11 protein-coding genes are annotated in these 11,445 nt (G+C 46.3%); 2 read left to right on the top strand and 9 right to left on the bottom strand.

The features are described 5' to 3' along the window. The first annotated feature begins 103 nt into the window (after positions 1-103). Positions 104-3,421 (top strand): hybrid sensor histidine kinase/response regulator, encoded by a 3,318-nt coding sequence (locus ACP7IZ_RS08990; protein ID WP_426848795.1) that lies wholly within the window; start codon positions 104-106, stop codon positions 3,419-3,421. Next, positions 3,418-4,305, top strand: a complete 888-nt coding sequence (locus tag ACP7IZ_RS08985) for a response regulator (RefSeq protein WP_426848793.1) — start codon at positions 3,418-3,420, stop codon at positions 4,303-4,305. Before ACP7IZ_RS08990 ends, ACP7IZ_RS08985 begins: the two co-directional genes overlap by 4 nt. A 32-nt stretch (positions 4,306-4,337) precedes the next feature. On the opposite strand, the gene ACP7IZ_RS08980 is transcribed toward ACP7IZ_RS08985, so the two are convergent. The 9 genes from ACP7IZ_RS08980 to ACP7IZ_RS08940 form a co-directional block, all read right to left on the bottom strand. Continuing rightward, complete coding sequence (locus ACP7IZ_RS08980) at positions 4,338-4,787, bottom strand: hypothetical protein (RefSeq protein ID WP_426848792.1); 450 nt, start codon at positions 4,785-4,787, stop codon at positions 4,338-4,340. Positions 4,788-4,837: 50 nt separating this feature from the next. After that, the gene (locus ACP7IZ_RS08975) at positions 4,838-5,788 is read right to left on the bottom strand and encodes a porin (protein ID WP_193561118.1); all 951 of its coding nucleotides are present in this window, start codon (positions 5,786-5,788) and stop codon (positions 4,838-4,840) included. Between the two features lie 527 nt (positions 5,789-6,315). Beyond that, positions 6,316-6,930 carry an urease accessory protein UreG gene (gene ureG, locus ACP7IZ_RS08970; protein ID WP_426848791.1) on the bottom strand — a complete coding sequence of 205 codons (615 nt, stop codon included), beginning with the start codon at positions 6,928-6,930 and terminating at the stop codon, positions 6,316-6,318. Further along, on the bottom strand, positions 6,927-7,592 hold the full coding sequence (locus ACP7IZ_RS08965) for an urease accessory protein UreF (RefSeq protein WP_426848898.1): 666 nt from the start codon (positions 7,590-7,592) through the stop codon (positions 6,927-6,929). The genes ureG and ACP7IZ_RS08965 overlap by 4 nt, the downstream gene beginning before the upstream one ends. Positions 7,593-7,602: 10 nt before the next feature. Beyond that, the gene (locus ACP7IZ_RS08960; protein WP_426848790.1) at positions 7,603-8,088 is read right to left on the bottom strand and encodes an urease accessory protein UreE; all 486 of its coding nucleotides are present in this window, start codon (positions 8,086-8,088) and stop codon (positions 7,603-7,605) included. Continuing rightward, positions 8,088-9,794 (bottom strand): urease subunit alpha, encoded by a 1,707-nt coding sequence (gene ureC / locus ACP7IZ_RS08955; protein ID WP_426848789.1) that lies wholly within the window; start codon positions 9,792-9,794, stop codon positions 8,088-8,090. The genes ACP7IZ_RS08960 and ureC overlap by 1 nt, the downstream gene beginning before the upstream one ends. Then, positions 9,791-10,135 (bottom strand): urease subunit beta, encoded by a 345-nt coding sequence (locus ACP7IZ_RS08950; RefSeq protein WP_426848788.1) that lies wholly within the window; start codon positions 10,133-10,135, stop codon positions 9,791-9,793. Before ACP7IZ_RS08950 ends, ureC begins: the two co-directional genes overlap by 4 nt. Beyond that, on the bottom strand, positions 10,119-10,421 hold the full coding sequence (locus tag ACP7IZ_RS08945) for an urease subunit gamma (protein WP_426848787.1): 303 nt from the start codon (positions 10,419-10,421) through the stop codon (positions 10,119-10,121). The genes ACP7IZ_RS08950 and ACP7IZ_RS08945 overlap by 17 nt, the downstream gene beginning before the upstream one ends. 27 nt (positions 10,422-10,448) lie before the next feature. Then, positions 10,449-11,270: an urease accessory protein UreD gene (locus ACP7IZ_RS08940; RefSeq protein ID WP_426848786.1), complete on the bottom strand. Its 822-nt coding sequence runs from the start codon at positions 11,268-11,270 to the stop codon at positions 10,449-10,451. Positions 11,271-11,445: the final 175 nt, after the last annotated feature.

The raw sequence follows: 11,445 nt of genomic DNA, 5'->3' as shown, positions 1-11,445 counted from the left end.
GCGCATCATGGTGTATTTTCCTATACGCATGATTGCGTATAGCCCCATACGGCCCTATGTTACGATACTATAACAAGATATCCAGAAGATCAGGAATCCGCTTTTGCCTCATGATGCCAGCCACCTGCGTATCGTGCGTACTCGCAGGGCATATAATCGCTGGGCAGCAGACCAGACTTTTGAAGATTATGCACTGCGCTTTACAGCCCGAAGCGCCCGAACCGCCACCCCCATGCGCGCAGCTTTTACTGCCTTGGGGTCTATCTCATTTCTGGCATTAGAAGCTATCGGGGGCACGCTTACACTCGCTTTTGGCTTCACCAATACAGCTATTGCCATTGCATTTGTAACGGTTCTTATTTTTTGCATCACCCTACCGTTATGTGCGACGGCAGCAAAGGCTGGTTTAGATGTAGACCTTTTAACGCGCGGAACAGGCTTTGGTTATATTGGATCAACTGTTACATCGTTAATTTACGCCAGTTTTACATTTATCTTTTTCGGCTTAGAAGCCGCCATTCTGGCGGGTACCTTACACATTCTTCTCAATATTCCGTTATGGCTTGCCTATCTTGCATGTGCGGTAGTTATCATTCCGCTGGTTGCGCGAGGCATAACATTTATTACAAAATTTCAGATTATTACATTTCCTATCTGGTTTTTTCTTAATCTTCTACCGTTATCCATACTTATTATACAACACCCAGTTTGGTTAGCTGAGTGGACACATTTTTCTGGGCTGGTGCAACACACATCAGGAATTGATACTCTCGCTATTGGCAGTGCAGCTTCTGTTATGATCGTTCTTGTTTGCCAAAGTGCAGAACAGATTGATTTCCTGCGCTTTCTTCCCCCACTTACGGCACAGAACAAACGGCAATGGTGGAGTGCTCTGATTTTAGGTGGCCCAGCTTGGATTGTTCTGGATGCAGCCAAGCTTCTTGCCGGATCTTTTCTTGGATGGGTTGCTTTACGCGCAGGTTTTGCACCTTTGCAGGCCACACAACCTGGCTTGATGTATCATTTAGCATGGAGCAGTTTTACGTCCCCAGCGCTTGCTACAGCTCTTACAATTGCTTTGGTGGCTGTGTCTCAAATCAAAATCAATATTACAAATGCGTATGCAGGATCCCTCGCTTGGTCGAACTTTTTCTCCCGACTTACACATTCTCATCCTGGGCGGGTCTTTTACGTTCTTTTTAATATTACCATTGCCCTGATTCTTATGGAAGCTGGATTGGTAAACACAATCCAGACAGGCATTATCTTTTATGCCGTTCTGGCATGCGCATGGATTGGTGTTATCCTTGGGGATGTGACCATTTGCAAACCTTTAAAGCTTTGCCCATCAGAAATAGAATTTAAGCGCTCACTGCTGCCTGATCTCAACATTGTTGGCATTGGTGCTTGGGCTTTAGGAGCAGGAATTGGCACCCTTGCCATGTCTGGTTTACTAGGCGTGCATGCCGCTGCTTTTGCTCCATTTCTAACACTCTTTGTTGCCTGTAGCACAACGCCTCTTCTGGCTTATCTCACCCATGGGCACACTTACACGGCACGCAAACAGCCCGCAGAATGGAATACCCAGCCGGTTATGCGCTGCGTGATCTGTGAGCATGAGTTTGAAGCCGAAGACATGACATCCTGCCCTGCATATGGGGGTACCATTTGTTCCCTATGCTGCTCACTTGACGGACGATGTCATGATCGTTGCAAACCTATTGCAACCCACCTTTCATACCAACTCACTGCCCCATTGCGTACCTTACCTTCTAAACTTAGGCGTATTCTTGTTTCTCCCGGTGGGCGGTTTGTATGCCTTCTTATCTGTATTATTTTTGTGCTTGGGTTTCTTGCGCACAAAACGGGGCTGCCGTTTGATGGCACGTTGCTCATTGTGTTTCTGGCCTGCGTTATAGGCGCATGGCTTTTAGTCATGGCGCAGGAAGGCCGTAAAACGGCAACACGGGAAACACTACATCAAACACGCCTGTTGATGAACGAGATACGTGCACGTATGCGCATGGATCAGGCATTACAAAATGCACGTGAAAAAGCAGAAGCTGCCAGCTTGGCAAAAACGCGCTACATTAGCGGTATCAGCCACGAAATCCGCTCTCCTTTAAATGCAATCATGGGGTATATTCAGCTTTTACAGCATGATGCACGCATGCCCCCAGAACGGCAGAAAACACTTAGTATTATGCGGGAAAGTGGTGACCATATCACAAGCATTCTTTCCGGCCTGCTGGATATTTCGCGGATTGAAGCAGGACGCATTGAATTACATTCCGACACAATCCCGCTTGCAACTTTTTTAGAATCTGTCGCTCAGATGATGCGCCCACAAGCACAGGCAAAAGGGCTAAAATTTTACTGGAAGCCCCAGTTTTTACCATCTGTTGTAACATGTGATGAGCATCGCCTCAGGCAAGTTCTGCTCAACCTGCTTTCAAATGCAATTAAATATACACAACAGGGTTCTGTTACTTTTTCTGCCCGCTGGCATGCACAAATTGCTGAATTTACCGTAGAAGATACAGGGCCCGGAATTGCCATAGAAGATCAAGAACGTATTTTTGATCCTTTTGAACGGGCTGCCGCAACAGCCAATATTCCCGGCACTGGGCTTGGGCTGACTATCACTAAACTTTTAACAGAAGTGATGGGGGGAGAATTAACCTTTACCAGCACAATGGGCAAAGGGTCCTGCTTTAAATTACGCCTTATGCTGCCAGATAAAGATATTCAACTTTCACCTACCCTACCGGCTTTTCCCATTGGATATGACGGGCCAAAACGTACAATCGGTATTGTCGATGATAGCTCCAGCCACCGCCAGATTATGCGAGAACTGCTTGAGCGCTGCGGCTTCAATGTACGAGATTTTGAAAATGGACGGGAATGTCTAGACTGTCTTGATCTTGCATGCCCAGATTTATTGTTGCTTGACCTGACTATGCCTGAAATGGATGGGCGCGAACTTGCGTTGCGTATTCGACAAACTTCTTCAACCCATATTCCGATCATGTTTCTAACTGGCAACCTTGTAGAAAGTGCCAACCGGCATGTGGCGTCCTTGGAGGATTGTCCTGTTATTGGAAAACCGGTTAATCTTTCAATCCTTATTCAGGAAGTCGGAAAGATTCTTTCTTTATCATGGATCTTTCCAGATTCTGAGATAACCACCCAAACAGAACAAGCTGAATTTCAGGAACCTGCTGGCCATTTACCAGAAAAAGAACGTCTTTATTTGCTAGCCGCTTTGAATGGAGGCAACCTGAAACAGTTGCGCGAAAGATTAGCCTCTCTGCAATCAGAAAAACCTATGTTACGGGATATTATTGCCCCACTGGCAAAAATGGCTGCCACCTATCAACTGGAAGCTCTCCGCATCCAACTGGAGCAGGACGAGGCATGAAAATCTCATCCACCCAACGTCGCACCATTCTAATCGTTGATGATGATCCATCTGTTCTGGGCATGATGGATGAAACACTCTCTGATAATGGGTATTCTGTACTTTTGGCACAATCTGGAACTTCTGCCCTAGAAGTTGTGGCACGCACAGTGCCTGATCTTATCCTTGTGGATGCCCTTATGCCCGGCATGACAGGGTGGGAAGTATGCGAAACACTGCATCAGGACTATCGCCTTTCATCTATCCCACTAATATTCATGACGGGCTTAACAGAAACAGAACACGTGCTTCGGGCTTTTGAAGCTGGAGCAGTTGATTACGTTACAAAGCCTTTAAGACTAGAAGAAACTCTCGCGCGTATCAGCGTGCATATAGAAGCAGCAGCTCGTATTCGAACCGCTCAAACTGCACTGGATAGTGCTGGTCGCTTTCTGTTCGCAGCAACTTCAGCAGGCGCTCTATTATGGCGCACACCCCAAGCGGCAGATCTTTTAGATAAAGATGAGCTTGATTTACCTACCATCCTAAGACGCTTTTCCACGCTTCCACCACCTGGGCAGGTGATTGACCAAAAGCAGGTAGGAGAAAATGAAGTTCTGATCACCTTTGTTGGTGTTTCATCTACAGATGAACTGTTGTTCCGAATTTCTTCTCGTGCGCTTTTGCCGGAAAAAACCTTGCAGGAAGCACTCAATATAAGCGCCCGGGAAGCAGAAGTACTGCTATGGATTTCTCGTGGCAAAACAAGCCGTGATATTGCAGATATTTTGCTGGTAAGCCCCAGAACTATAGATAAACATATTGAACAGATTTATAATAAAACAGGTTTAAGCACCCGTTCTGCTGCGGCCGCAACTGCATCCAGGATCCTGCAGGAACAATAAGCAGGATCCTCAGGTTTTTTTAATGTAGAAGCCTATCGTGCCTGTTCATCCAACAAGCGTTCATCATCTGCGTCTGGCAGCGTCATCGCCGGGCACACTTTGTGTTCCTGCGCCTTTCTGATATCTGCAAGCTGTAATTCCAGCTTATTTATACGTTCATCAGAAATATCTTCCTTTAAAGGCTTACCTTCTGGCGTCAGTGTCATGCCATTCATCACACCAATACCCGGAATAGGATCTAGTTTGACGTAAAATCCGCTGTTATCCGTATCAGTACCTTTCTTTTCTGCAGCAGCCTTTTTCTTCTTTAGCGCGGATACCTGGTCTGAAACCCTAACCTCTTCCGCAAAAAGATGTCGGCAATCAAGGCTCTGAATATTTGAATCTGCGTATGCAGCCCCGGCAAAAAGACCACAGAATACTGCAAATGTTCCCTTCAGACCTCGGCACATCATGATCTGCATTTTGTTATCTCCTGGCATCCCTTAAACACCCAATTTTTCAGAAAATGATAAGTTATACAGATATGATTTTAGTATTGAAGCTGCATACCTAACAGAAAGGCATTCGAGGCTTTTGTTTTGGCTTCGTGATACCTCACATAGTCCAACGTAAACCGTAGATTATGACCATCTAATACATAGTTTGCACCAGCATCAAACTGTGTCGTTTTAGGATGCCCTGATCCATACAAATCTTTTTTGAAGCGGAATTCCTGATACCTTACGAGCGGCTGCAAACGCCCCCAGCCCAATGTGTACGGAATAAGGTAAGCTGTACTGGCAAGAAAAGCCGTGCCATCACTAATTCCACCAACATTCCCGTATTCTGCCGCTCTTTGGCGATAGCCAGAAGCAATATCCTGCACGCCACCAGTATAATACTGATAATAAGCACCTTCTAGCGTATACACACCATGCTTTGCATTTTTCCCGATCTTTTTTTCAAAAAGACCGTCAATATTCCATGCCTTGTAATCACCTTTATCCTGCGCTGTGCCAACGCCATCAGTTTCGTACTGACCCGCCAAACCAATAGCGAGAATATCGGCTTTGCCGTAATAAGTGCTGGCGGTATAATAAGCTGGTGATGGTTCTGGATCCAGAAAGTTATATTCCAACCGTGCAGCAAACAAAGGATGCTCACCATAGTTTGAGCCCCCTTGTACCCAGTTGTGGCCTCGGTACACACCTGCCATATACCGGAAATGGTCTTTCACCAGCTTGCCCCACACTGTAATACCATCATCACGGCCGGACCATGCCCCTGGATATTGTGAAACAAAGGGAAAAGCATAAGTGCTCAGGAAATATGGGCCATCTAGGTTGGATCGATCACTTGGGGTCAACATCCGACCCATCCAAACATTAAAGAACTTCCAGGGTTCAACCTGAAGAATACCGTCCAAAACGTTCCAGTTGCCATCTCGCAAACGCTCAAGATTAAGCGTGCTTTTTACATACTTATGGAACTGTGCGCCCATATAAATACGTAAATCATTAGCACTGGCAGCTCCGGAATGTGCCGGGGTGGCGTTAGGATCATTAGATAGGTACTGCCCACGCACACCAACACCCAAGGTAAAAAACTGATCCTTACCAAAGTTAAAAGTTGCCGCCGCATGGGATGATTGCGGCAATGCTGCGCTGACCACGGCACAAAGAGACAGAATTGTTGTTCCATACTGAAACAATTTTGTTTTACGACTTAATGAAAACCGCGATAGCAACGCGACCATGACCTTCTCCCCTGTAGCCATAATTGCCAAATGGCCATGTCGTTACATTACGATAACGAATCTTTTTGGGGGTATGGGTGAAATTACCTAGATCGGATTAGAAAGAGAAAATCCAAATATGAATCTACAAAAATGATATATATTGGTTACAGGAGATACGATTTTATTTAATATTTTCTGCAATGAAATCACAATACCTATGAGAAACACTGTAAAATCTATATAAAATGATAACTCATAGGTATATTAAATTAAGAATGTTATTTTCTTTTCTAGAGTGCTCCACGTTCAATAATAAACTGAGCAATATCTTCCACACCTTCACCTGCTCGAATATTTGTAAAAACAAAAGGCCGTTGACCACGCATTTTGCGGCTATCCCGATCCATAACGCCTAAATCTGCCCCTACATATGGTGCGAGATCAATTTTATTAATGACCAATAGATCGCTACGCGTAATACCCGGACCACCTTTACGAGGAATTTTATCTCCAGCAGAAACATCAATGACATAAATGGTTAAATCAGCCAATTCTGGGCTAAAAGTTGCCGCCAGATTATCTCCACCACTTTCCACCAAAATGAGATCAAGCTTTTCAAAGCGTTCTGATAATTCAGCAATACCAGCAAGATTAATACTTGCATCTTCTCGTATTGCTGTGTGCGGGCACCCCCCTGTTTCTATCCCCATAATACGTTCTGATGGCAAAGAACCCGCTCTGGTCAGAAACTCAGCATCTTCACGCGTGTAAATATCGTTTGTTATGGCCGCAATATTATATACATCTCTAAACCGGCGGCATAATGCATCCATTAATGCTGTTTTACCCGTTCCTACTGGGCCACCAATACCTACACGTAGCGGGCCATATTTTATGTCTGTCATGTTCTGAATAGCCTTGTAACCTGGGTTTCATGGTGCATGGCAGCAAGATCTGCACAAAAGCATGCTCCACCAATATCTTCGAGTGTGAGGTTTTGGGTTTTCTGATGAGCTTTCTGCAACGTATCTTCCAAACCAGCCAATGCCCGCAGTCCATCTGTTTGCCCTAAAGGCACCAAACGCACAGCGGCAGAAACTAACGCAGCAATAGCAGCATACCCACCCGCCAAAGCTGCTTGCTGGCGTGATACGCCGCCATATCGAAACACAACGCCTTGCGCGACTGGTAAGGGCCAACGGACATGAGACGGAATAATATCTTGTGGAACAACATTCCAGACTGCAGCGGCTTTCTGAAAAGCCTCTCCTTGATACACTGTTTCTTCATAACGCTCACGCGATGAAGCACAGGCACAGGCAAACTCAGCAACCTCATATAACTGTGTTTGATTATATGCGGCATCCCAAGCGGCCTGCAAAATTATCAGATCATTTTGCAAACTTCCGTAATGAAGAAGAGCTTCTATCCATTGGCATAACGATGCGACATTATGCACATCACCATTCTCCACAGCCCATTCCAAGCCATGACTATAAGCATAGGCTCCTGTTGGAAATGCTGGTGAAACCCATGAAAGAAGACGCAAAAAATCCTTACCTTCCACGCTCTCTTCATTAATCATGGGAGTGGTGGGTATGTCCGTTTTCATGCTGATGTGCACCTATACGCCCTGCATACGCACCACTTTCGGGATCAAATGCAGCCATGACCATATGCACATGGCCACCAAGGCCACGAATCATATCTGCAATGACATGATCACGCCGTATAAGAATACGATGTTCCTCAATAGTTGCAGGAAGATGCCGGTTTCCTATATGCCATGCCAAACGTAACAAATGTAAGCCGTTTGTTGCCGTGACTTCCATAAGCTCTTCCGGAAGTGATTTTACCAGAATAATGCGCCCATCCTGCAGTTTCAGGCCATCACCAGCCCGCAACAAACGTGCATGTTCCAGATCAAGAAGGATTTTTTCTCCAGATTGCAGGCAAACAACCATACGGCGGCGATGGCGTCCCTCATAATCAGCCGCAAAAATTTCGGTTGCTGTTGTTTCTGGCCAACTTCCTGCTGGAAGAATTTCGATTATGCGTTGCATCAGAACAGAAAATACCTTTGCGCCATAGGAAGAACTTCTGCGGGTTCGCATGTCAGCAACACACCATCGGCGCGCACTTCATATGTTTCGGGGTCTACTTCGATATGTGGCATGGCATCATTATGAATCATGCTGCGTTTACCGATACCTTCCCGTGTATTGGACACTGCGGAAAGTTTACGTTGCAGCTTAAGTTTATGTCCTAAATCATCTTCCAGTGCAGCGTGAGAAACAAATGTAAGGCTTGTATGTGTCAGCGCGCTACCGTATCCGCCAAACATCATACGGCCATGAACGGGTTGCGGCGTAGGGATAGAAGCGTTGGGGTCACCCATCATTGCATAAACAATCGCACCACCTTTAATCACCATTTCTGGCTTTACACCAAAAAAAGCAGGTTCCCACAAAACAAGATCTGCCAATTTTCCAACAGCAATAGATCCAACCTCATGCGCCAAACCATGCGCAATGGCCGGGTTTATGGTGTATTTGGCAATATAGCGTTTAACCCGGTTGTTATCTGCCACACTATCTCCGAGCAGCGCACCACGCTGTAACTTCATTTTATGCGCTGTTTGCCATGTTCTTAACGGCACTTCCCCCACACGCCCCATGGCCTGACTGTCGGACGACATCATGGAAAGCACGCCCATATCTTGAAAGATATCTTCAGCTGCAATGGTCTCACGCCGAATGCGACTTTCCGCAAAAGCAATGTCTTCTGGAATTTGCGGATCAAGATGATGGCATACCATCAGCATATCCAAATGCTCATCCAGCGTGTTGACTGTGTATGGACGCGTTGGATTGGTAGAAGATGGTAAAACATTCGGCAAACCAGCTACACGTATAATATCTGGCGCATGCCCCCCACCTGCACCTTCTGTATGAAAAGCATGAATGGTTCGCCCTTTAAATGCGGCAATTGTATCTTCCACAAACCCGCTTTCATTCAGCGTGTCTGTATGGATCATCACCTGAACGTCCATGCGGTCAGCCACGCTCAAGCAACAATCAATAGCCGCTGGCGTTGATCCCCAATCCTCGTGCAATTTCAGACAACACGCCCCTGCCCTTACCATTTCCTCCAAGGCTTCTGGGCGTGATGCATTACCCTTACCTGCAAAAGCCAGATTAACCGGAAACGCATCTGCAGCCTGCAGCATACGCGCCAAATGCCAAGGCCCCGGTGTGCATGTTGTAGCCGCTGTACCTGTGGCTGGCCCGGTGCCTCCTCCCAGCATAGTCGTTATGCCAGAAGATAAAGCCTCTTCTATTTGTTGTGGGCAAATGTAGTGGATATGACTATCAATTCCACCAGCAGTCAGTATTTTACCCTCTGCTGCAATTATTTCTGTGCCCGGACCAATAATAATATCTACGCCCGGCTGAATATCTGGATTTCCTGCCTTACCAATTGCTGCAATACGTCCATCTCGCAAGGCAACGTCTGCCTTCACAATACCCCAATGATCAACAATTAGCGCGTTTGTGATAACCGTATCTGCTGCACCTTGTGCGCGAGACAATTGTGATTGTCCCATACCATCACGAATAGTTTTTCCACCACCAAACCGCGCTTCTTCTCCATAAATTGTAAAATCTTTTTCTACTTCCACAAGCAAAGCTGTATCTGCCAGCCGAACACGATCCCCTGTAGTGGGGCCAAACTGGCCTGCATATTCGTAACGGGAAAGACGCGTCATTTATCTATACCTCCCATCACGTCCCCTCGAAAGCCAAACACTTGTCGCAAGCCGCGTAATGGAACCAGTGTTACTTCTCGTATCTGGCCCGGCTCAAAGCGAATGGCGCCGCCAGAAGGTACGTTTAGCCGCCAACCTTTGGCTTGTTCGCGCTCAAACAGCAAAGCAGGATTTACTTCATAAAAATGATAATGGCTTCCCACCTGTATGGGGCGATCTCCTGTATTGGAAACCATCAACTTGCGTTGGGGCTGCCCCTCATTCAGAACAATATCACCTTCTGCAACCAGAATTTCTCCTGGCAAGGCATCTGCAGGCAAAGCATCAACGTATCGGGGCATGAACCGTCACCAATTTTGTTCCGTCAGGAAAGGTTGCTTCCACTTGCACGTCGTGAATCATTTCTGGCACGCCAACCATAACCTGATCACGCGTTAACACACGGCCACCACTTGCCATAAGCGCTGAAACACTCTGACCATCCCGCGCACCTTCCACCACATGATCTGTTATAAGAGCTACAGCTTCGGGGTAATTTAAACGCACCCCACGCTCCAATCTGCGCCGCGCCACCATTGCTGCCATGGCAATAAGCAATTTATCTTTTTCTCGGGGTGTCAGTTTCATAGCTTATGTTTTCTCTACTTTTCCACTTCATGAACGCCAGGTGGTTGGCATAGATTGTCCATCCCGCAAGATTGGTAAAATACGTTGCAATATAACCTCTAACTGCCAATTATCCTGCGCCATGCCACGCACAATCAGCATGCCGTTCCATGCTGAGGCCGCGAACCCTTTGCATTCTTCTGCTGCTAACACATTACGTAACGGTTCAAGGCGACTGGATACATCGGATGCAACTAAAACAAGCGTTGTAACGGCACGATACCCGGCTGCCACAGCAGGATTCTTCAAAAGAACATTTACAGAATCACTTTCCAGTTTCAGGGTATCTTCCAAAATGCGCCGCCCACCCCGCCGAACGGAGAGACCATCTCTGACATGCAGTTGCTCAACACATTCACCCGAAGCAACGCGACCAAAAAAACGGCTTTCAAGAAACAGAAATCGCGCATTATCCGCCATCTCTACAGTCATTTTGCGCTGTAAACGGCTACCATCAAAAAAAATCGTGCCGTGCGGCAACCATTCCAAACATGCATCTTCCGCGATATGGCAGGAAACATTTATTTGGGCTGCCGGATCATTCGAACGCGCTCGATAAATACGTTCAGCCGCTTGAGATGTGACAAGAAGATTTGTGTGCGGGTTACACCTCAAATCTCCCTCAATACGGTCTCCTGCCGCTATACCACCTGAAATATTTACCGTGACAACTTCCATCTGTTGGCCTGCAACACGAGGAAATAACAAGCGGCAGCATCCCTCCTGCTCTAACCCGTAACATTGGGTCTGAGAACGATCATTTCGGACTTCCAACCCAAAACGACCGTAAGCACGTTGCAGAAGAGGCACTTAATTGTATCCAATTCCTGTAAGAACTATTTTTAAATAGATACGGTATTATGCTTCCGTCAATAAGGGTGGGATATACGCATATTTGCGTATAAGAAATAAGGTTATAAATTATAAAATATACCGTAATTATTGAACGAAAGCTGTTTTCAGAAAATATCGAACTTCCCATACC

Origin of the sequence: Acetobacter sp. AAB5, from assembly GCF_050106715.1 — a bacterium.
Classification (GTDB): domain Bacteria; phylum Pseudomonadota; class Alphaproteobacteria; order Acetobacterales; family Acetobacteraceae; genus Acetobacter; species Acetobacter oryzifermentans.
The sequence above is the reverse complement of the archived record's forward strand: the minus strand, read 5'-3'. Positions and strand labels throughout refer to the sequence as shown.